19 protein-coding genes are annotated in these 20705 nt (G+C 62.6%); 7 read left to right on the forward strand and 12 right to left on the reverse strand.

Annotated elements, in window-relative coordinates; all coding sequences use genetic code 11:
• Nucleotides 1-115 precede the first annotated feature (115 nt).
• Nucleotides 116-3052: a PAS domain S-box protein gene (locus tag F7R90_RS00665; protein WP_158055369.1), complete on the reverse strand. Its 2937-nt coding sequence runs from the start codon at nt 3050-3052 to the stop codon at nt 116-118.
• 144 nt (nt 3053-3196) lie between these two features.
• Here F7R90_RS00665 and F7R90_RS00670 point away from each other — a divergent pair, with 144 nt between their 5' ends.
• From F7R90_RS00670 to F7R90_RS00680, 3 genes are all read left to right on the forward strand, one after another.
• On the forward strand, nt 3197-4579 hold the full coding sequence (locus F7R90_RS00670) for a phenylacetate--CoA ligase family protein (protein WP_225741222.1): 1383 nt from the start codon (nt 3197-3199) through the stop codon (nt 4577-4579).
• A gap of 43 nt (nt 4580-4622) precedes the next feature.
• A complete protein-coding gene (locus tag F7R90_RS00675; RefSeq protein WP_158055370.1) occupies nt 4623-5582 on the forward strand; it encodes an oxidoreductase in 960 nt (319 codons plus the stop codon).
• Between the two features lie 222 nt (nt 5583-5804).
• Complete coding sequence (locus F7R90_RS00680; protein ID WP_158055371.1) at nt 5805-6500, forward strand: hypothetical protein; 696 nt, start codon at nt 5805-5807, stop codon at nt 6498-6500.
• 4 nt (nt 6501-6504) lie between these two features.
• Here the strand turns inward: F7R90_RS00680 and F7R90_RS00685 are convergent, their stop codons facing one another.
• Complete coding sequence (locus tag F7R90_RS00685) at nt 6505-7428, reverse strand: glycosyltransferase family 2 protein (protein WP_158055372.1); 924 nt, start codon at nt 7426-7428, stop codon at nt 6505-6507.
• A 128-nt stretch (nt 7429-7556) separates the two neighbouring features.
• On the opposite strand from F7R90_RS00685, the gene F7R90_RS21960 reads away from it, so the two are divergent.
• On the forward strand, nt 7557-7724 hold the full coding sequence (locus F7R90_RS21960; RefSeq protein WP_192498365.1) for a hypothetical protein: 168 nt from the start codon (nt 7557-7559) through the stop codon (nt 7722-7724).
• A 27-nt stretch (nt 7725-7751) separates the two neighbouring features.
• Here F7R90_RS21960 and F7R90_RS00690 read toward each other — a convergent pair whose 3' ends face one another.
• A complete protein-coding gene (locus tag F7R90_RS00690) occupies nt 7752-8336 on the reverse strand; it encodes an HdeD family acid-resistance protein (protein ID WP_225741223.1) in 585 nt (194 codons plus the stop codon).
• A 387-nt stretch (nt 8337-8723) separates the two neighbouring features.
• Between F7R90_RS00690 and F7R90_RS00695 the strand changes: the two genes are divergently transcribed.
• Nucleotides 8724-9257: a PH domain-containing protein gene (locus tag F7R90_RS00695; RefSeq protein ID WP_158055373.1), complete on the forward strand. Its 534-nt coding sequence runs from the start codon at nt 8724-8726 to the stop codon at nt 9255-9257.
• A gap of 1 nt (nt 9258) precedes the next feature.
• On the opposite strand, the gene F7R90_RS00700 is transcribed toward F7R90_RS00695, so the two are convergent.
• On the reverse strand, nt 9259-10101 hold the full coding sequence (locus F7R90_RS00700) for an ion transporter (protein WP_158055374.1): 843 nt from the start codon (nt 10099-10101) through the stop codon (nt 9259-9261).
• A 175-nt stretch (nt 10102-10276) separates the two neighbouring features.
• Between F7R90_RS00700 and F7R90_RS00705 the strand changes: the two genes are divergently transcribed.
• A complete protein-coding gene (locus F7R90_RS00705) occupies nt 10277-10888 on the forward strand; it encodes a hypothetical protein (protein WP_158055375.1) in 612 nt (203 codons plus the stop codon).
• Nucleotides 10888-11577, forward strand: coding sequence for a hypothetical protein (locus tag F7R90_RS00710; protein WP_158055376.1), 690 nt, complete (start codon nt 10888-10890; stop codon nt 11575-11577). The genes F7R90_RS00705 and F7R90_RS00710 overlap by 1 nt, the downstream gene beginning before the upstream one ends.
• 64 nt (nt 11578-11641) lie before the next feature.
• Here F7R90_RS00710 and F7R90_RS00715 read toward each other — a convergent pair whose 3' ends face one another.
• The 8 genes from F7R90_RS00715 to acs all read right to left on the reverse strand — a co-directional run bounded on the left by F7R90_RS00715 (nt 11642) and on the right by acs (nt 20594).
• Complete coding sequence (locus tag F7R90_RS00715; RefSeq protein WP_158055377.1) at nt 11642-12928, reverse strand: AI-2E family transporter; 1287 nt, start codon at nt 12926-12928, stop codon at nt 11642-11644.
• Between the two features lie 170 nt (nt 12929-13098).
• On the reverse strand, nt 13099-14481 hold the full coding sequence (locus F7R90_RS00720; protein WP_158055378.1) for a TIGR00341 family protein: 1383 nt from the start codon (nt 14479-14481) through the stop codon (nt 13099-13101).
• Nucleotides 14482-14554: 73 nt separating this feature from the next.
• Nucleotides 14555-15649 (reverse strand): hypothetical protein, encoded by a 1095-nt coding sequence (locus F7R90_RS00725; protein WP_158055379.1) that lies wholly within the window; start codon nt 15647-15649, stop codon nt 14555-14557.
• A gap of 166 nt (nt 15650-15815) precedes the next feature.
• A complete protein-coding gene (locus tag F7R90_RS00730; protein WP_158055380.1) occupies nt 15816-16031 on the reverse strand; it encodes a hypothetical protein in 216 nt (71 codons plus the stop codon).
• Nucleotide 16032: 1 nt separating this feature from the next.
• Nucleotides 16033-16494 carry a universal stress protein gene (locus F7R90_RS00735; RefSeq protein ID WP_158055381.1) on the reverse strand — a complete coding sequence of 154 codons (462 nt, stop codon included), beginning with the start codon at nt 16492-16494 and terminating at the stop codon, nt 16033-16035.
• Entirely contained in the window at nt 16495-18138 is a 1644-nt protein-coding gene (locus F7R90_RS00740; protein ID WP_158055382.1) for a VC_2705 family sodium/solute symporter, read from the reverse strand.
• Nucleotides 18135-18563 (reverse strand): DUF4212 domain-containing protein, encoded by a 429-nt coding sequence (locus tag F7R90_RS00745; RefSeq protein ID WP_158055383.1) that lies wholly within the window; start codon nt 18561-18563, stop codon nt 18135-18137. The genes F7R90_RS00740 and F7R90_RS00745 overlap by 4 nt, the downstream gene beginning before the upstream one ends.
• Nucleotides 18564-18596: 33 nt before the next feature.
• Nucleotides 18597-20594, reverse strand: a complete 1998-nt coding sequence (gene acs, locus F7R90_RS00750; RefSeq protein ID WP_158055384.1) for an acetate--CoA ligase — start codon at nt 20592-20594, stop codon at nt 18597-18599.
• Nucleotides 20595-20705: the final 111 nt, after the last annotated feature.

Below are 20705 nucleotides of genomic sequence, written 5' to 3' on the forward strand. Positions count from 1 at the left end.
CAGTCGGACGCCCCGTACGTCTGTACGCTCTGTGGCGCGCAGTTCGAAGAACGTGGGCCAGTGGTCTGCCCGCAGTGCCACGGATTCGTCGTCTCGAAACAGAACAAGTGACTTCTCACTCGTCTCCCGCAGTCCTGATTTCGAAACGCGCGCCGCCCTCGGCCGACTCGGTGACGCTCACGCTCCACCCGTGGGCTTCGACGATTTCCTCGACGATGCTCAGACCGAATCCGGTGCCGTCGCTACCCGTCGAGTAGCCGTGTTCGAAGACGGTCTCGCGGTCCTCGACCGGGATTCCCGGGCCGTCGTCGGCGACGTAGAAGCCACCGCCGGACGCGTCCGACGAGTCTTCGCTCGCTTCGTCCTCTAACTGGCCGACGCTGACAGAGACGTGTTCGCCGTGCGTTTCGAGTGTCCCGTCGGCCGACTCCTGACTGGGTGGTAAGCTATGTTCGACGGCATTACCGAAGAGATTCTCGAACATCTGTCTGAGTCGCTCCGGGTCTCCCTCGACGGTATCGAGGTCGTCTAGTGACAACGTCGCCGCCTCACCCGTGTCCGTAGTCGTCCACGCCGCCTCGCAGACGCGCTCTACGTCCACCGTCTCCTCGCTATCGACGGCTTGGCCCTGCTGGGCGAGCAACAGCAGGTCGTCGATTATCTGGCCGATTCGGTCGTGGGCACGCTCTGCCGCCTCGAAGTGTTCCGTGTCGCCGGTCTCCTTGGCGAGACCCATCCGGCCTTCCGCGACGTTCAGCGGGTTCTTCAAATCGTGGGAGACGATGCTGGCGAACTCCTGTAAGTAGTCGTTCTGACGCTGTAACTCTCGTTCCCGCGCCTTGCGCTCGGTGATGTCCCGCACCGTCTCGATGTTGTACGCCTCGCCGTGAATCTCGGTGCGCGTCGTCACGCCCTCGCCGGGGACGGTGCCGCCGTCGAACCGCTTGTAGTTCGTCTCGCACACCTGCGTCTCGCCGTCTTCGAACGAGTCCCAGAACTCCTCGTAGTCGTCTCGGTCGTACTCCGTGGCGAACTCCCAGATGCCGGTGCCGAGGAGTTCCTCGCGCGTCGTTCCGAGCAGTTCGGCGTAGTGGCCGTTGACGTACTCGAATCGGCCGCTCTCGTCGTAGATGCCCACGCCGATACCGACGCGCTCGACCGCCTGCTTGAAGAACGCGAGGTCGCGCTCGCGCCGCTTGCGCTCGGTGACGTCCGTGGCGATGCCACAGACGCCGACGAGTTCGTCGTCGTCGTCCGTCAGTCGCACCCCGTGCGATTCGTGAGGTATCGTCTCGCCGCCTTTCGTCAGGAGGTCCACTTCGACTTTCGCCTGCCCGGTGTCGATGACCGCTTCGATGAACGAACTGATGCGCTCGCTGTCTTCGTCCCGGACGAACGTCTCGGCGGGCAGTTCGTCTATCTCCTCGGCGGTGTAGCCGGTCGTCTCTTTGAGTTTGTCCGACCAGCGCACGAACTCCCCGTCCGGCGAGAGGACGAAGAAGATGTTGTCCAGCGCGTCGAGCGCCGAATCCGTGAGGTTTCGCTCCGCTTCGAGCGCCGATTGCGCCTCCTGACGCGCGGTCACGTCGCGACTGTTGATAACGAGTCCCTCGACTGCAGGGTCGTCTAAGTGGTTCTGTCCGCGTGATTCGAGTATCCGCCAGTCGCCGTCGGCGTGTCGCCAGCGATACGTGGCCGTGTGGTCGCTTTCTGGGTTCTCGATACCGTATTGCAGAGTTTCGACCACCGTCTCTTGGTCGTCGGGATGGATATACTCGAACACCGACTCGCCGACGAGTTCCTCGGGGTCGTAGCCCAGAATCGACTCGACGGAGTCGCTCTCGAACCGAATCGTCCCGTCCGGGTCGATGACAGTGAGGATATCCGTCGAGTTCGAGATGAGTGCCTGATACCACTGTTCGGCCTGCTGGCGCTCGGTCACGTCACGCGAGTTGATGACTATGCCTTCGATGGCCGGGTCGTCCAAGTGGTTCCGCGCTCTCGATTCGAGGACGCGCCACGACCCGTCTTTGTGCTTCCAGCGGTACGTCGCTTCGGCCTCGTAGTCGGGATTCTCCAAGCAACGCTGGAACTCTGCACGGACGGCGTCGCGGTCCTCGGGGTGCATGTAGCCGAAGGCGCTTTCGCCGACGAGTTCCTGCTGTTCGTATCCGAGCAACTCTTCGACAGCGCCGCTCCGGTAACGAATGTCGCCGTCAGCATCGAGGACGGTCAGGATGTCGGTGGACTGGTCGATGAGGGCCTTGAACCGTCGTTCCGCTTGTCGTCGCTCGGTGATGTCGCGCACCGACCCGAGAACCGCGTGTTCGCCGTCGTGCGTTATCGACTGGACGCTGAACTCGCAGTGGCGAATCTCGTCGTTCTTGGTGACGACGCGGGCCTCATAGGTCGAGGGCGAATGTTCGCCCATCGCTCGTTTCTTGGCGATGTTCTTGATTCGGGCGTGGTCGTCCTCGTGAACCAGCGCCCAGATGTTCATGTCGTACAGTTCGTCCTCGTCGTAGCCGCTGATTTCGCAGGCTCGGTCGTTGACGAAGATGAACTGCTCGCCTTGGTAGATGTAGATACCGTCGTGGCTCCGTTCCACGACGGTTCGGTACCGCTCTTCGCTCTCTCTCAGGGCGCTCTCGGTCCGGTAGTGTTCGACCGCGTTCCGAACGCGGTTGGCGAGCATCGTGTACTGGTCGGTGCCGACCTGTTTCTGGAGGTAGTCGGTGACGCCTGCCGAGATGGCGTCGCTGGCTATCTCCTCGCTCCCCTTGCCGGTGAAGAGAATGAACGGCAGGTCGGGGTACTGCTCGCGGACGGCGTCGAGAAAGGCCAACCCGTCCATCTCGGGCATGTCGTAGTCACTGACGACACAGTCGATAGACGCCGTATCGAGGACATCGAGTGCGGCGTTCGGAGACGACGCCGTCGTGACTTCGAGGTCTTCGCTCTCTCGTTCGAGGTACGTCGCGGCCAACTCCGACACGTCCGGTTCGTCGTCCACGTGCAGAACGGAAATTTTCCCACGACCCACACTATCCATAGCCTGCCACAGACACTGGGATAGTAAATATATTTGTATGTATTCTGTATCTGATAACGAAAATTTAACTCACCCCTTGTTTTTACAGGGTTCGACTCGACTATCCCTATTGTTTTGCTTCTCTCCCCGGTATCTGTGTCGGGGATGGGGATGCACAGATACGAATATGGGACGATTCCGTGGCAGACGTGGCGAGCAAACGACGACGACCGCGAAGCAATCGCCAATCGACAGCGCCGTCGCATCGACGAGACGGTGACGTTCGCCCGCCGACAGTCACGGTTCTACAAGCACCGCTACGAAGAACTCCCGGAAGACGCCGCGTTCGGTGACCTACCGCCCGTGACGAAACCGGAACTGATGGCGAACCTCGAAGCCGTCGTCACCGACACGGCAATCACGGAGACGGAACTCGAAGCGTTTCTCGCCGACGAGGAGAACGTCGGCCGACTGTTCCTCGGCGAGTACCCGGTCTGGACGACTTCGGGGACGACCGGCGAACCCGGCGTCTTCTTGCAGGACCGACGCGCGTTGACCGTCTTGCTCTCTATCGGGTTCTTCCGCATGGTCGGCGCGATGCTTTCGCGCGAGATGCTTCGCAAGTACGTCCGTTCCGGTGGTCGCCGCGCGATGCTCGTCGCCACGGGCGGCCACTACGCGGGCGTCGCTGGCACGGAGTTGGGGCGGCGAGTCGCTCCGTCTCTGGCCGCCGAGCGACTGCGAGTCTTCTCGGTGCAGCGACCGCTCGCCGAACTGGTCGCGGACCTCAACGAGTTTCGGCCGGCGATGCTCGGCGGGTACGCGAGCGCGCACAAACTGTTGGCCCGCGAACAGCGCGAGGGCAGACTCGATATCGACCCCGCGCTCGTCGTGGCGAGTGGCGAAGCTATCTCCGACGCCGAGAAGGCCGAGGTCGCTTCGGCGTTCGACTGCGGAGTTCGGGAACACTACGGGGCGACGGAGTTCGTGGCCGTCGCCTTCGAGTGCGAGGCTGGGGCGCTCCACGCCAACACCGACTGGTGCGTCCTCGAACCGGTCGATAGCGATTATCGGCCCGTGCCGCCCGGCGAACCCTCCGAGACGACGCTCCTGACGAATCTCGCCAATCGGGTCCAGCCTATCGTCAGGTACGACCTCGGCGACAGTATTACGCTGTCAGCAGAACCGTGTTCCTGTGGTAACCTGTTCCCGACCATGGAAATCGAGGGCCGAACGGACGACCTGCTCGCGCTCCGCGACGCCGACGGGAAGTCGATTCCGGTCTTCCCGCTGGCCATCGGGAGCGTCGTGGAGGAGGTCGCTGGCGTCTATCGCTATCAAGTGATTCAGACGACTCCGGCCGCGATACGGGTCCGGTTCGAGACGACGAAAGCGTGGGACTCCGACGACGTGTGGCCACGAATCGAGTCGGCACTGACCACGTTTCTCGGCAGTCACGGCTTGTCGAACGTCGCCGTCGAGCGCGACCCCGAAGTACCCCAGCGAGAAGCGAGCGGGAAGTTCCGGCAGGTCGTCTCCGAACTCTGACTCTGCCGGTGGCTTTCTGTATCTGCTCGCCCAAGGAGATGCCATGGCACGGACTAAGTGGACGACCGAGAGCATGCCCGAACTGGGCGGCAAGACAGTCGTCGTCACGGGCGCGAACAGCGGCTTGGGCTACGAGGCGACGCGAGCGTTCGCACAGAAGGGCGCACACGTTGTCATGGCCTGCCGGAGCATGGGTAGCGCAGAGGACGCCAAACGCCAGATTCGGAGCGAAGGCCCGCGCGGGTCGTTGGAGGTGGCGAAACTCGACCTCGGAAGCCTCGACTCGGTCCGGGAGTTCGCCGACTCCTTCGAGGCGGACCACGAGGACCTGCACGTCCTCTGCAACAACGCGGGCGTGATGGCAATCCCCCGTCGGGAGACTGAGGACGGCTTCGAGATGCAGTTCGGCGTCAACCATCTGGGCCACTTCGCGCTGACGGGCCACCTGCTCGACAGCCTGCGCGAGACGCCCGGTGTGACTCGCGTCGTCACCCAGAGCAGTGGTGTCCACGAACGCGGCGAAATCGACTTCGGCGACTTGCAGAGCGAGCGCGCCTACGACAAGTGGGACGCCTACGCCCAGAGCAAACTGGCGAACGTGCTGTTCGCCTACGAACTCCAGCGTAAACTGGATGCCGCCGACGTAGACGACGTGCTGAGCGTCGCCTGCCATCCGGGCTACGCGGCGACGAACCTCCAGAAGCGCGGGCCAGAACGCGAAGGGTCGATGCTCAAACTCTGGGGCATGAAGGCGATGAACGCAGTCGTCGCCCAGAGCGCCGCACAGGGCGCGCTTCCGATGCTCTATGCGGCGACTGCGGCACCTATCGAAGGCGGCGAGTACGTCGGACCGGGCGGCCTCGGAAACATGCGCGGCGCGCCGGAGATTCAGCAGTCGAGCGACATCTCCTACGACGAGAATCGGGCCGAGCGACTGTGGGAGTCGTCTGCGGAACTGACCGGCGTGGAGTACGAGTTCGGGATGGCTCCAGAAGTTGAGTGACGAGACTTAGAGCGTTGTAACGCGTTATTTCGGACTTCCTCGACCGGTTTGGCGCTCGCGGTGCGGTCTCTCAGTGGTTTCGGCATCAGTGCTGTCGTTCGAGCCTCTGTTGTTCGCTGATTCAGCCGAGTTCTCGGTCCAATCGTTTGCTCGCTTTCTTCTCGCTCACCCCTCGAAGCACGAACAACTATACAGTATCAAACCCCCAACTACCCATAGCGAATGTACGAGCGCGAGTACGACCCCGTCGAGTGCCCCGTCGCCGACTGCGACCACGAAGACGACGTGCGCTCGGTCGCGGCACACGTCGCCCGCATCGACGACCCGAACCACGCGTGGGACCGCCTCGGCTACGAGGGTGCCCGCGAGTTCGTCATGGCTCAGAAGAGCGACCAGCAAGAGGACAAAGCGGCCGCACAGCGGTTCACGCTGGAAGCGGGACGCGACGCACTCGTCCTGCTAGACCTCGTCGCCGACTACGACTTCGAGACGCTCGACGAACTCGACGTGTTCCAGTTGGCCAACCTCTACACGCTGTGTTCGCACCTCCAGAGTTCGGCCGACACCTCCCGACAGGAGGTCCGAGACGTACTCTTAGAGAGCATCCACGACGACCGCGAGGTCGAGACCGACTTCGGGACGATTCAGCGACGCACCTACAAGCGCCGCGAAGTCAGGGACGACCAGACGGTCCAGCGAGTGCTCCACGAGGCGGGCGTAGACCCCGACTCGGTGCGAAGCTACGACACCAAGAAACTCAAGGAAGCGGTCGAGGAGAACGACATCGACCCCGACGCAGTCTTCGACGTGGAGGAGCGCCAGCAGATTCGTCGCGCCGAGGTGGACGACGACCAGCGCCACGAGCGATTCAAGGAACTCGACGCGGAGTTACGGGCACTGGCCGGAGAGAGCGCGTGACGCGTCACCGGGCGAAGAGAGCGTCTGCCACGCGAATCCCCGGCCGTCCGAACGCCGACGCGAGACACTCGCCGAGATAGTAGGGCCGATTCTCGGGCGTGTAGTAGGCCGCACGAGCGAATTCGAGGACCGCTCCGGCCGACCACCCCCGCTCGGCGAGCAGTTTCCGCCCGACCAGAAAGTGCGTCTCTCGTACTGCGCGATGTCTGACCCGCGGCGGAAACTGTCGATACACGTCCTCGTACGCCTCCACGACGCGCTTTCGCCCGTCCAAATACGACCATGTCGCCGAGAGCGGCGAGTCGGTCACGCCCCGGTACACCAGCGCCTCGTCCACGAAGTCGAATCGCGTGCGGAGCGCGAGTTCTATCTTCGTGCCCGTGTCGTCGGCTCCGTGACGGTGGCCCAGTGGCAACATGCCAGCGAGAACGTTACTGTCGATGAGCATCGTCGAGGTGATGCACGGGAACGTTCGCATCTCCAGCGCGCGTTCGAGTACGTCGCCTCGAACGGCCGGATTCGGGAGGATTTCGCCCCGCGACTCGTCTAGCATTCCGCAGTAGACGACGCCGACGGGTGAGTCGTCGCCCGCAGACTCGAACAGTTTTACTTGTTTGCGAATCTTCTCCGGCGCGAGTCTGTCGTCGTCGTCCAGCAGTTGGACGTACTGGCCGTTCGCTCGCTCCGCGCCGATGCTTCGGGCGGCCTGTGGCCCCTCGTCGCGCTCTTGGTGGACGTACCGGACTCCGTCGAACTCCTCGACGACGGGTCGCGCGTGTTCGTCGTCCGCGCCGTCTACGACGAGTACCTCTATCGGTCGGTACTCCTGCTGGCGCACGCTCTCGATGGCTTCTCGGAGTCGCTCGTTCCGGTAGTGTGTCGGGACGACGACCGAAACGAGGCCGTCATTCGCTGGCGATTCTTCCACGTGTCTCCCCCTGTGACCATCGCCGGTACGACGAACGGCGTAAAAACTGTCGCGGCCCCGCGTTCAGCGCCACCCCAAATTTATATATCCGGGGTGTTCTTTGTGGTTTGTTACCGAGACTCACTGAAATGAATCCTCGTACTCCCCAACGACCCGCGGTTCAGACCCGGTTCGCCTGCGAACAGACGAACGGCTACAACGTCAAGCAAGGGACTCACTACTACGAGTGGTGCCCGTTCTGCGGACACCGCACGGACGACGACGACCACGAAGTCGTCGTCACGGTACAGGAGTGAGCGTGACCCCGTTGAAATTTGTCCGCGTCACATCTCCTGTCCACGTTCGGCCGTCGGCGTGCCTCTCTCGACGGCACGCCGGTTCGCTCGCCCTTGCATGACCATCGAGACGCCGGTGACGAGCAGGTTCACGCCGAAGAGGACGCCGACCGCCCACGCCGCGCTGGCAGGGAACCCGGCCCAGAGCAGGCCAGCGAGCAGGAGCGAGATAATGCCACTCGCGACGAGCCACATCGCTCCGTGTTCGCCACGGCCGATGATTCCCCACGCAATCTCAGCGAGACCGCCCACGAACAGGAACGCGATAGCGAGAATCGTCAGCGTCGTCAGTCCGAGAACCGGGTTCGCCATGAGGCTGATTCCAGCGAATCCGTAGACGAGACCCAGTACGATCTGCCAGACGACGTTCCAGAAACTCCCCGCAGAGAACGCGTGTGCGACGTGGACGAGCGCGCCAACGATGAGGAGCGCCCCGAGAAGTATCGACAGCGAAAGTCCCGTAACGAACGGGAACAGTATCGCCAGTATCCCGAGAATTGCGATAATTGCGCCGCCAATCATCGCGCCCCGAATCTGTTTCGTCCCCATTTCGACGCTTGCAGTTTCACTCATATTTATCCCCCAGTGTCGTTGGTCGAGCGAGAGCAAAAAAGCGTCAAATCGTTCAGAAGCGTCCGTCGAGGCTCGTACTAGTCTTCGACAGTCGGCCGTTCACGCCGCTCGAAGAAAGCACCGATGAAACGCCATACCTGTCACTGCGTGGTCAGTAGTGCAGTTTCGACTCGCACCCTCGAATCGTCGGCGTGACGTTCCGCTCCTCGTTAGGACACTGCTCGTTACCGACCGACAACTGTCGCCAGAGAATCGTGATTTTCTTCTGCAAATTCGATGTCGCTCATAGATTGAAGGAACTGTTAACTTCGCCGTCGGCGTCTAGCCTGTGGATTTCGGGGTGGCCGTCACCGCGACGACCGCCCCGCGTCACGATGGGGGAAGACCATGAGTTCGACACCAGAACAGACACCGAGTGAACCGACCGTCAGAACGCCACCAGACGAGACGAACCTCCCCGAGTGGGTGACGCTCGGGTCAGCTGAACAGGTCGTCTGGCTCGGACGGCCGAGTCCGTACATCGTCAAGAAGTGGCTCGCTATCTGGGTCGGGCTGGTGCTCGTCGGACTGGCAGTGTTCGCTGTTCTGCCCCCCGAGTTCCAGTTGCTTGCGACTATTGCCTTCGTTGCGAGCGTCCCCGTCGCCGCGTGGGCCTACGTTCGGTATCGCAACGTCCGCTACGTCGTCACCTCGGAGAAGATCTACAAGAAGACCGGCGTGACGCGTCGGAACCTCGAAACCGTGCGCCTCAGCCAGATTCAGAACGTCTCGATGCGCCAGACGCTCGGCCAGCGACTGGTCTCCTGTGGCGACCTCTTCATCGACACGGCGGGAACCGGCCGGAAGGAAGTCGTCTTGACGAGCGTCCCACGACCGGAGTACGTCAACGGCATCCTCACAGACCGAATCGAAGGCGCCTGATTCACTGCCGGGAGTCGTACTCCTGATAGATGACGTGGCCACAAGCCTTGCAGTGAGAGGCGTCCCGGTCGTGGTACGCCAGTCCGCAGTTCGGACACGTTACGTTGACCTTGTCCTTGTGAGACCACTCGCGGACGATTTTGCTCGCTTCCCACGGGATGAGGATGATGCCGACGAGAATCGCCGAGACGGTTACCCAGCGGCCTGCTCTCGTCGTCGGCACGATGTCGCCGAAACCGACCGTGGTGAGCGAGACGACGGCGAAGTAGAACGCGTCGCCGAAGTTCTCGATGCCGGGGTTAGTCGCGTTCTCGAAGTTGTAGAAGAATCCGGCGTAGACGAAAAAGATGGTCAGGACGGTCAACAGCAGTTTCATCGCGCGGAGCGTGCCGACCGAGACGGTGCCGAAGAAGAACTCCTCGTCCTTCGTGAATCTGAAGAAGCGCAGGACGCGCAAGACGCGACCGAGTCGCAACAGTCCGAACGTCGCCGCCGTCGAAACGCCGGGCACGAGGACGACTGCAAACGTGGGGAGGACCGACGCGACATCGACCATCGCGTACACGTCGAAGAACTCCGCAACTCGGTCCGGCGCGCTGTACAGTCGGAGTAGGTACTCGACCAGAAACACGACCGCGATGGCGACTTCGAGTCGCCAGAGCAAGTCTCGCGTCTGCTGGGAGAGCGAGTACGTGTCCAGCACGACGAGCGCGATGAACACGACGTTCAGCACGAGCAACCCCACGTCGATAAGTTTGCCGAGCGGGGTTCGGTGGTCGATGAGGTAGAACTGTATCGACTCCCGGGTCGTGCGCTGACGTGCCGCTGATTCCTGACGCCCCATACGAGTCGGTAACGGCGGATGGAACCTAAGAGTATTTGCGAACAGCGTTCGTTTCCGTTCGCCGCGCCCGGTGAACGTTGGAAATCGTTATGCGAACGAACGGTGAACTCTGTCCGTTCTCGTCGAATACCGGCGACCCCGACGTGGAGTCGTCCGAACTGGAGGCACTCGAACTATGAGCCAACAACTCCCGGAAGAATGGTTCGTCAAGGACACGCGAGTCAACGCGGCCGTCGCGTGGTTACTCGTCGGCGTCCTCGCGCTCGTGGCGATTAGCGCGCTCTTCGAATTCCTGCTCGTGCGGATGGCGCTCGCGGCCGTCGCGGCGTTCGTCGCAGTCGTCCCGGCACTCGCCAGCGGGTCGTGGACCAGAACCGTGCCGTGGCCGCTCTTGTTGCTCTGCTCGATTCCGCTGGCGACCGGAACGCTCGGCCCGAACTTCTTCGCGGATTTCGTCACCGGCCTGAGCATCGCCGCGCTGGGAATGCTCGTCGTCGTCGCGCTCGAACTGACCGATTCGGTGCGAATGACGCCCAGTTTCGCGGTGTTCTTCGTCGTCCTCGTGACGATGGCGACGGCGGGATTCTGGGCGGTCGGGTCGGCCGCTTCGGCGCGCTATCTCGGCACGTCCTTCGTGGAGACGAACGAACAACTCATGATCATCTTCACCGCCGCGACGCTCGCAGGTCTCGTCGCTGGAGGCGTCTTCCGGTGGTACTTCCGGCGGCGTCTCAGGGCCAACGTCGCGGCTGAGACCGACGCTGGCACCGAGGAGGTGACTGTGTGATGAGCGTCCGAGAGCGTCTGTCGAGCGTTCGAAAGCGACTGCACGTCTCCGAGCAAGCGGAGTCGGGTCTCGTCCGCTTTTTGCAAGCCGTGATGGTCGGCATCTTCGCTATCGGACTCTACATCGGTAACGCGGGAGTCGTGGTCAACGCGGCGGTTGGTCTACTCGTCACGCAGTTACCGTCGGTGTTAGAGCGACGCTATCAAATCACGATGGACGCCGCGCTCGTCCTCTGGATAACGACCGCGATGTTTCTGCACGCGCTCGGGACGCTCCCGCTTCCCGGCATGGACTTCCTCTCGCCGTACAAGGCGGTCTGGTGGTGGGACCACATGACCCACGCGCTGTCGTCCTCGCTCGTCGCCGGGGCCGCCTACGCCGTGACGCGGGCGCTCGAAGAACACACCGACTACATCGAGATGGGGCCGAAGTTCACGTTCGTCTACCTACTCGTCTTCGTCATGGCGTTCGGCGTCTTCTGGGAACTCATCGAGTTCTACATCGGCGTGGCCGCCCAACTGCTCGGCACTGCGAAAGTGCTGACCCAATACGGCTTGGACGACACCGTCCTCGACCTCTTCTACAACACTATGGGCGGCCTGCTCGTCGCCGTCTTCGGGACGGCCCACCTGTCGGGCGTCTCGGACCAACTGCGCGCCCGCTTCGAGTCGGACTCGGCGAAACGCTGACTCGGGCGTCGATGCTGTCTTGTCAGGCGTCGATTCTGTCTTTTTCGGCGTCGATGCTGTCTTGTCAGGCGTCGGTCCCGTCTTCGCTCGGTGGTCGCTCCGGCGCGTCACTCTCCGAAGACTCGGCGGGAAGCGAGTCACTCTCCTCACGCTCGGCGACCGGCGGCGCTTCGTCGGACTCGCCTTCTCCGTCAGGCGCTGATTCGGCGTCTGGTTCGGAGGCAGGTTCGGCTTCTGACTCTGCTTTTTCACGTTTGTTCGCCCACTCTTCGGGGTCTATCAGCCACGGGAAGACGACGTTGGCGAACTCGAAGACGACGACGAGGACGAGCGGGCCGAGGAAGATGCCGTACCACCCGAACAACAGCGGTCCGAAGATGTACGCCAGCATGACCGCGCCGACGTGGAGCGTCCTGCCGGAGACGTACGGTCTGAGCAACTGGTCGGGGATGTAATCGACCACGACGACCGACACGAGCGCGAACAGTATCGGAAACCACAGCGTCTCGGGGTTGGTCGCCAGCGAGTCCGCGCCGACGACGAGCGCCACCGGCACCCAGACGAGTTTCATCCCGATGACCGGCACCAGGCTCGCCACACCGGTCAGCAAGCCTAACAGCACGGGTTCGGGAATCAGGACCCCCGCTGGCGCGACGAGATTGACGAGGGAGTAGACGGTGGCCCCCAGCAATCCCGTGAAGAGCGCGTTCAGGATGTTCCCGAAGTAGACGTTCTTCAAGTCGCGGTCCACTGCGACGAAGTACTCGTCTAGGACGCCGTCTTCGTCCACGAAAGTCCCGCGCGCCCACGCCGCGATTCGCCCGTCGTCTCTGAGCAGGTAGAAGGTGATGACCAGTACGATGAACAGGTGCAGGCCGACGGTCACGACCAACGCGAGCGAATCGACGAGCGCTTCCAGCAGTCCGCCGACCGGGCTGAAGTCGAGTGAGGCGAGACGGCCCGGGTCCGAGAGGACTATTTGGACGACTTCTTCGACCTGCCGTCTGATTTGGGGCAGGTCCAGATACGGTTCGAGGACGTCGCTGGCTTGGTCGAACGCCGCGGACTCTGCCAGTGCCGCTAGCTCCTGCACTGCGAGTGTCACCGTCCACGCGACGAGGACCAGCACCGGTAGCGTGACCGTGACCAGGGCGACTGCGACAGCGAGGGTGCGATTCGGAACCCGACTGTTGATGCGGTCCAACACCGGCCGCGTGACGTAGTAGCCGAACAGGCCCAACACCACGGTGCCGACGTACCGCCACGTGACGTAGGATAGGACGGCGAAGAGGACGCCTGCGACGACCCACAAGCCCAAGCGCCCCCGTTGGAACTCGAACTCCGAGGGCATCCTCACGACGACCACCGGTTTCCAGTCGGGTCTCGCAGTCCACCCCGTTTGCACGGCTCTTCGACACGTTCTCGCCGTCGAGACGAGTTCACGCAGTGTCTCATGGTACTTCTCCTCGGTCCCTAAGCGCAAAACCCTCGCGCCGATTCGAGGCTACCACCGACGCGGGATTAAGTAATCACAGAGTATGCCGCGTTCAACGAGTGCATAGGCGACAGAACTGCCGCGTTTCGGTGGACTCCGACGGCCGACCGAGGTGACGACAGCGCGCCGGTTCGCTGGTCCAGGACGAACCCGACCCGTACCGAGACGTCCCTCCCCGTCACGTCGGTGATTCGAGCGTCGATTCGTTCGGCGAGGTCAGGTGGTGGTTGACTTCCGGCGGGATAGCCGACGACGACGTCGACGTGCGGATCTTGTCGGAGGACGAGATCCGCCGAGTCGTACTCGACGGTCGCCGACACGAAGTCGAGTTGGGAGTACTCCGGCGAGTTCACGACTGCGCTCGCCGTCTCTCTGGCCCGATTGTCGAAACTGGCAGTTTGGAACGACGCGTACGTTACCAGACCGAGGACGAGCGAGAGAACGAGTAGCGCCACGACGAACACTGCGGCCCGTGCGCGAACTGCTCTGCGCGCTCGGTCGGTCGCTGCGAGGGTCGTCGGTCGGTAGCCCGACAGCCAGAACAACAGGAGTGCAGAGAGATTGATGGCGAGCAGGTTCACTAACACGAGAACCGCGGCGGCGATAGCCACGCCGGGATAGCCCCACGCGATTCCGAGTCCGGACGTCGCGGCGGGCGGAATCAGCGCCACGGCGATGGCGACGCCGACGAGCGCCGACCCCGCGTTCCGAACGATGCTGAGGGCTCCGGCGACGCCCGACCCGAGCGCGAGGAACAGCGAGAGAAAGTTCGGACTCGTCCGCTCCGTGACCTGCGGAATCGTCCGGATGTCGAGTCCGGGCGGCACGAGGAACGACTCCTTGACGAGCAGGCCGAGCAGCGCACCGACGGCAATCGCCAGCAGGAGACCACCGACCTGGAGCGTGACACCGCGTGCGACGAGGTCACGTTCGTCCACGATGGTGCCCACGCTCGCGGTGATTGCAGGTCCCATCAAGGGCGCGACGACCATCGCACCGATTATCGTCGCGGCCGAATCCAGTAACAGTCCGGTCGTGGCGATGACGGTGCTGAGGACCAGAAACGCCACGTACGTCGAAGTTGCCGGAGAGAGGTCCTCGGCTCGCGCCAACAGTTCCTCGCGGGAGATTCTCAGTCCAGAGTATCGCTCCTGCAACGCCGCCAACCGTCTCGAAATCACTGTCTCGGTCGGCAAGACGATAGTGTACGCGTCCTCGCTGACTCCCGCTTCACGCAGGTGTTCGAGGACCGGTTCGACGCCGCTCGGCGGCACCGGAAACTGCACCATCGCCTCGAAGTCGCCGCGGCCAGTTTCCTCGAAGATAACGTAGTCTATCTCTTCTTCGTCCAGTGCCGCGACGACCGACGTTCGCTTGCCCTTCGGGATGAGAACCTGGACTAATCGCACGATGGAGTGGACACGACGGTGTCGAGCATAAACGCGGCGGGGGAAATGCACAATTCGGACCGCTAAGCGCAGATTACTGGCTCGTCTCGTCGCCGCCCGTCGTCTCTGCTTCTCCCTCGGTTTTCACCGTCGTCGTCTCCATTTCGCTCTCGGCCGCCGCCGTCGTCGTCTCCGCTCCCGTCTCGAACTGGTCGCCGTAGACCGAGAGCGTCGTCCAGTACACCTCGCCCTCGTATCGGACGAGATACGACCCGTTCAGCCCCGCCCTGTAGTCGTCGGGGTCCTCGTCTAAGCTGTGGGCGTGTTCGCGGTCCCGGAACTGCTCGGCCAGCGATACCATCTCGGGTGGTGCGGTCTCGTCAGAGCCGACGACGTACCCCGACTGGCCGGTCGCCGTCTCCGAGTTCCCCGGTCCGATGGCCGTCTCCACGATTTCGACCTGCTTCTCGGAGAGGTCGGACAACTCGAACGCGAACTGCTCGCGCATCTTGCGACCGTAGTCGGCGGCCGTATCGACCTGTTCGGCGGCGTAGTCGAACGTCTTAATCTCGGTCTCGTAGGCGTCGTCCACGACCCACTCTGCCCGGTTGCCGTTCTCCCAGACGATGTAGGAGTACTCCGACTCGGGCACGAGCGCCGACTGCTCGCGCTCTTCGTCGGTGTAGAGGAGCGTCGTCCCGATACCGACGGTGTCACCGTCGTCGAATCCCCGCTCGGCGAAAATCTCGCGGTCTACTTTCGGCAGGTCGGCGAAGTTAACCGTCTTCGACTCGGGGATGGAGTCTTTCTGCACGATGTCTACCTTTACCGAGTACCGAGTCGCTGGCGTTCGCTCGGTTATCTCGTGAGAGAGTCGATAGATGGTCTCCTCGTAGAGAATCTCGCGGTCGGTTGGCAACGGCTCGCGGGTCCCCGGGATGCTCGTCCCGCCGTCAAGGATGTCGTCGAGGAGGTCGGCGCGGTCGCCCGCTCCGTCCTCTCGCTGTATCGTGTAGAGGACTCGTGAAGCGAGTTCGGCGTCGGACATCGGGGTCATTTCGAAGCTCACAGTTGGGGCTTCCGCGACCCCGAATGCGGCGTCAGAGCCAGTGAGGGACGTACCGGTACAGCCAGCGAGTGCAGTGGAGAGGAGGCCCGCGACGGAACCGAGGAGGGCACGGCGGCGCATAGCTGAAACTATTGTTCAGCCGACAAAATCTTTGTGCCCGCACGGGAACTACTCCAGCTCCGAATTTCACTCCGCGTCAACGGCGAGGAGTCACCGACGACGAACTGACTCTTCTCGGCCGCTTTCGACCGAAGCTGTGTCTACGACGCAAAAGCTGGTTTCCGGGTCACGTCGAGTCTTTCGCCGTCTCCAACGAGGCGAAGAACCCGAAGTACGCGACGACGCCAGCGAACAGTGACAGGTGGTACGCCCACCTCGGTGCCGGAAGCTGGTCGAACAGCGCGGTGACGACTGCGACCCAGATGACGGCGAACGCGAGGTCAACGACCATCCCGGACCGATGCTCACGGACGTGGTCACGAACGGTTCCAGCCAGCGACACGTTACTCGGCCTCCCGTTCGTCTACGACCAACACCGACCGGTGGGTCGAGCGGAGGACGCGCTCGGTGACGCTCCCGAGTAGCATCCGTTTGACGCCGCTCCGGCCGTGGCTCCCCATCACGACGAGGTCCACGTCGTGGTCGTCCGCGAAGTTAGCGATGACCCTGTGGGGCTGGCCGCCGCGGAAGTGTTCTTCGACATCGATGCCGCGCTCGCGGCCCTGCTCGGCGACGTACTCCGTCGCTTCGTGGGCGCGTGCTTCGAGGTCGTCCATCTCGCCGAACCGACCGGCTCGAATGCGGTCCACTTGCTCGGCACCGAGACTGACTTCTACGGCGTCCGTATCGACGACGTAGAGTGTCTGCACGTCGGCGTCGAACTTCTCTGCCACGCCGAGTGCTTCTTCGACCGCTCGTTCTGCCGTTTCGCTACCGTCCGTCGGAACGAGGATGCGTTCGTACATCTAGTCATCCCCCGAGACGGGTCCGTTGGACGCCGAAACCACGTCTTCGGCGCTCTGTTGCTGTCCCATGGGTTCCGGACTGTGACACTGCCGAACGATGCGTTTGATGCGCTCGGGTGGTTCATCGGTCACCAGCGAGACGCCGATGGTGACCGCGAACACGATAGGGGTTCCCGCGAGCGCGGCACCGACCGCTGGGAAGATGTCGGCGTAGAGCGGCACGACCGGCCCCGCGTCGGTGGCGAAGATGAGTTCGTTGAACACCGCGGCGGTCCAGATGAGGAGTCCGGTCGTCATCCCGGCGAGCGCGCCTTCTCGGTTGGCGTTCTCCCACCAGAGACCGAGGAAGAACATCGGGAACAGCACGAGACCGGCCAGCGAGAACGCGAGTGCGACGAGTTCGCCGACGAGTGCTGGCGGGTTGAGTGCCGTGACCGTCACGATTGCACCCAGCGCGATGATAGTGAGCCGACCGATAATCAGCTGTTGGCGCTGAGTCGCGTCGGGGTTGATGATGTTCGTGTAGATGTCGTGTGCGGCCGCAGACGACGCGGCGATGAACAGGCCTGCCGTCGTCGCGATTGCGGCGGCGATACCGCCTGCCGCGACGAGGCCGACGAACCACGTCGGAAGGTTCGCAAGCTGTGAGGCGAGGACGACGATGACGTCACCCTCTGCACCGCTCATTCCATTCGCGCCGTAGACCTGACCGACGTTGTTGGCGTAGAGGTCCGTTCCGAACGCCGCGAACGCAGGCGCACTCAGGTAGAGCAGGCAGATGAAGAACAGTCCCCAGACGGTGGACCAGCGAGCGGTCCGTTCGCTCTCGACGGTGTAGAACCGGACCAGCACGTGCGGAAGCCCACACGTCCCGACGATGAGCGAGAACGCCGTCGCAATCCAGAGGTAGTAACTGCTGCTACTGAACGGTTCGGTGAACTCCGAACTGAGCGAACTCAACAGCGCGCCGTACTCGATTTGGGGCGCGAACGTCGAGTAGCCCTGCGTGAAGCCGACTGCGTAGAGACCAGCGAGGAACGCGACGATGAGGATGACGTACTGGACTGCCATGTTCTTCGTCGCGCCGAGCATCCCCGAGAGCGCGAGGTAGCCGACGGTGATGGCCATCATGAGGACGACCATCGTGGTGTAGTCGCCGCCGAAGACGTAGATGCCGACCAGTCCCATGCCGCGGGCCTGTCCGACCGAGTAGACGAACCCGATGAGAATCGTCGTCAGCGCACCGATAGCACGCGCGGTGTCGGAGTTGAAGCGGTCGCCGACGAAGTCCGGCGCGGTGTACTTTCCGAACCGGCGCATCTGGGCGGCCATGAAGATGAGCAACACGAAGTAGCCCGTGGACCACCCGATGACGAACGCGAGTCCGTAGTAGCCCGACAGCGCGATGAGCGCGGCCATCCCGAGGTACGACGCCGCAGACATCCAGTTGGCTCCGATAGCCATCCCGTTCTCGACGTTCCCGATGGAGCGGCCGGCAACCCACAGGTCGTCGGTGTCGGCCACGCGGAACGCGTACCCGATTCCCAGGAACAGCAGCAACATCCCCGTCACCATGATGGCGGGGACTATTTTGAACGAGGCGTTCAGCGCGTCCGGCAGTAGGTCGAGCGGTGTCAGCATCATTGCTCGGACCCTCCATCGGAGGCAACTGCCCCGCTGTCACTCGTCGTCTTGGGCGTCGAGTGGTCGATGCCGTACTTCTCGTCCAGTTGGTCACGCTTGCGCGCGTAGATGAACGAGAGGACGAGCGCACCGAGTGGCGCGCCGGTCGCGGTCAGCAAGTAGTGGAGCGGGAAGCCCAGCACCGTGATGCTCGTCATGAGGTCAGGTGCGAGATACGTCGCCGTCACCGGACCGAAGACGATGAGCACCCACGCGGCGAACATCGTCCAGACGATTTTGAGGTGGTCCCGCATGAACGGGGTCGATGGCTTGAAGATGTTGACGCGGGCGTCGAGGTAATCGACGGTTCCGCCGTCGGTCTCGACACCGCCGTCTGTTTCGATATCGGTGCGACGCTCGCTACTTCGTGAGGTATTGTCTGCCATTGTAGGTTACAAATAAGGATGGACGTAACTCGTTCAGTCGTCCGTTACCGACGCCGCGATGTCGTCCACGACGTCCGGGTTTCGAAGGGTCGAGGTGTCGCCTAACTCGTCGCCGTTGGCGATGTCCTCCAAGAGACGGCGCATAATCTTGCCCGAGCGAGTTTTGGGGAGTTCGGGCGTGAACACGACGGACTCGGGGCGAGCGATTGGCCCGATAGCGTCTTCGATTCCACCGACGATGTTCGACCGTAGTTCTTCGTTGCCGTCGTAGCCGTCTTCGGTGATAACGTAGGCGTAGACAGCCTCGCCTTTCACCTCGTGGTCGCCGCCGACGACTGCCGCTTCGGCCACGCCTTCGACACCGACGATGGCACTCTCGATTTCCATGGTGCCGAGACGGTGGCCCGAGACGTTGAGAACGTCGTCTACGCGGCCGAGGACGGTGATGTAGCCGTCGTCGTCTATCTTCGCGCCGTCTTCTGGGAAGTACACCCAATCTTCCATGTCATCTGAGTCGGTGTCGGAGTACTCGCGCCAGTACTCGTCGATGTAGCGTTCGTCGTTCTTGTAGAGCGTGCGAAGCATCCCCGGCCATGGCTTCTGGGCGGTCAGGTAGCCCGCCTTTCCGGGGTCAACTTCGTCTCCCTGAGCATCGACAACCTGCACGTCTAGACCCGGCAGAGGTGGTCCCGCACTGCCGGGTTTCATGGTTTTGACGCCAGGGAGTGTCGTAACCATCATGCCGCCAGTCTCTGTCTGCCACCAGGTGTCCACGATGGGGCAGGACTCGTCACCGATGTGCTTGTAGTACCACTTCCACGCGCGCGGGTTGATAGGTTCGCCGACAGTGCCGAGCAAGCGGAGCGAGGAGAGGTCGTGTTTCTCGGGGTACTCACTGCCCCACTTCATGAACGCACGAATCGCGGTCGGGGCAGTGTAGAGTTGGTCGGCTTCGTACTCTTCGACGATTTCCCAGAGGCGGTCACGTTCGGGGTAGTCAGGCGTCCCCTCGTACATCATCGTCGTGGTGCCGAGTGCGAGCGGCCCGTAGACGATGTAGGAGTGGCCCGTAATCCAACCGATATCTGCCGAGCAGAAGTACGTGTCCTCGGGCTTGATATCGAGGACCGCCTGAGAGGTCCATGCGGCCCAGGAGAGGTAGCCACCAGTCGTATGTTTGACACCCTTGGGTTGACCAGTCGTGCCCGAAGTGTACATCAAAAAGAGCATGTCCTCGGCGTCGCGCTGGACCGGTTCGACAGTCTCGCCCTCCTGTTCGGCGACGAGGTCGGCGTAGGAACTCTGGTTGTCGGCGAGATCGTGCCCGAAGCCGTCGCCGTCACGGAGTCGCTCGACTACGACTGCGTCGGAAACCTCGTGTTCGACACCGGCAAGGCCTTCGTTGGCCTTGTCGAGATGGTCGAGCGGGTCGCCGCGGCGGTAGTAGCCGTCGCAGGTGACCAGATACTCTGAGTCGGCGGCGTTCATCCGCGTGGCGAGTGCGTCCGCCGAGAACCCGGCGAACACCACGCTGTGGGGCGCACCAATTCTGGCACACGCCAACATGGCGATGGGGAGTTCGGGAATCATCGGCATGTACATCGTCACGACGTCGTCCTCGCCAACACCCATCTCCTGTAAGGCGGCGGCGAACTCGTTGACCTCCCGATGCAGGTCTTCGTAAGTGTAGGTACGATTCTCTTCCTCGACTGGTTCGCCGACCCACTCGATGGCGGCCTCGTCGCCGCGCTCGTCGAGGTGGCGGTCGAGACAGTTGGCCGAAGCGTTGAGTTTGCCGTCGGTGAACCACTCGTAGAACGGCGGGTTCGAGGCGTCCAGGACCTCGTCGTAGTCGTCGTCCCAGTCGAGCAACTCGGCCGCTTGTTCCCAGCACTCTGGCCAGTTCTGTTCGAACTCGTCGTAGATGGACTCGTCGGAGACGTTCGCCTGTTCGACGAACTCCGCCGGTGGCTCGAACGCTTCCTGTTCTTCGAGCCGTGCTTCGAGTTCTACGTCGTCTTCGTCACTCATGCGCTAAGTTCACAACCCGCAGGTGATTACATAAGTGATGTCGCTAACTATACCAAGCGTCCGTTTTCACGCTACAGTGGTCCTAAAACTTGCTTTCCGGCAATATCTCCC

Origin of the sequence: Halorussus halophilus, assembly GCF_008831545.1 — an archaeon.
In the GTDB taxonomy this organism is placed as follows: domain Archaea; phylum Halobacteriota; class Halobacteria; order Halobacteriales; family Haladaptataceae; genus Halorussus; species Halorussus halophilus.

What these genes read in the sequence shown, in the direction of transcription:
- F7R90_RS00665 (WP_158055369.1), bottom strand. Translation starts at nt 3,052, where the DNA reads ATGGATAGTGTGGGTCGTGGGAAAATTTCCGTTCTGCACGTGGACGAC.
- F7R90_RS00670 (WP_225741222.1), top strand. Translation starts at nt 3,197, where the DNA reads ATGGGGATGCACAGATACGAATATGGGACGATTCCGTGGCAGACGTGG.
- F7R90_RS00675 (WP_158055370.1), top strand. Translation starts at nt 4,623, where the DNA reads ATGGCACGGACTAAGTGGACGACCGAGAGCATGCCCGAACTGGGCGGC.
- F7R90_RS00680 (WP_158055371.1), top strand. Translation starts at nt 5,805, where the DNA reads ATGTACGAGCGCGAGTACGACCCCGTCGAGTGCCCCGTCGCCGACTGC.
- F7R90_RS21960 (WP_192498365.1), top strand. Translation starts at nt 7,557, where the DNA reads ATGAATCCTCGTACTCCCCAACGACCCGCGGTTCAGACCCGGTTCGCC.
- F7R90_RS00690 (WP_225741223.1), bottom strand. Translation starts at nt 8,336, where the DNA reads ATGAGTGAAACTGCAAGCGTCGAAATGGGGACGAAACAGATTCGGGGC.
- F7R90_RS00695 (WP_158055373.1), top strand. Translation starts at nt 8,724, where the DNA reads ATGAGTTCGACACCAGAACAGACACCGAGTGAACCGACCGTCAGAACG.
- F7R90_RS00700 (WP_158055374.1), bottom strand. Translation starts at nt 10,101, where the DNA reads ATGGGGCGTCAGGAATCAGCGGCACGTCAGCGCACGACCCGGGAGTCG.
- F7R90_RS00705 (WP_158055375.1), top strand. Translation starts at nt 10,277, where the DNA reads ATGAGCCAACAACTCCCGGAAGAATGGTTCGTCAAGGACACGCGAGTC.
- F7R90_RS00710 (WP_158055376.1), top strand. Translation starts at nt 10,888, where the DNA reads ATGAGCGTCCGAGAGCGTCTGTCGAGCGTTCGAAAGCGACTGCACGTC.
- F7R90_RS00715 (WP_158055377.1), bottom strand. Translation starts at nt 12,928, where the DNA reads ATGCCCTCGGAGTTCGAGTTCCAACGGGGGCGCTTGGGCTTGTGGGTC.
- F7R90_RS00725 (WP_158055379.1), bottom strand. Translation starts at nt 15,649, where the DNA reads ATGCGCCGCCGTGCCCTCCTCGGTTCCGTCGCGGGCCTCCTCTCCACT.
- F7R90_RS00735 (WP_158055381.1), bottom strand. Translation starts at nt 16,494, where the DNA reads ATGTACGAACGCATCCTCGTTCCGACGGACGGTAGCGAAACGGCAGAA.
- F7R90_RS00740 (WP_158055382.1), bottom strand. Translation starts at nt 18,138, where the DNA reads ATGATGCTGACACCGCTCGACCTACTGCCGGACGCGCTGAACGCCTCG.
- F7R90_RS00745 (WP_158055383.1), bottom strand. Translation starts at nt 18,563, where the DNA reads ATGGCAGACAATACCTCACGAAGTAGCGAGCGTCGCACCGATATCGAA.
- acs (WP_158055384.1), bottom strand. Translation starts at nt 20,594, where the DNA reads ATGAGTGACGAAGACGACGTAGAACTCGAAGCACGGCTCGAAGAACAG.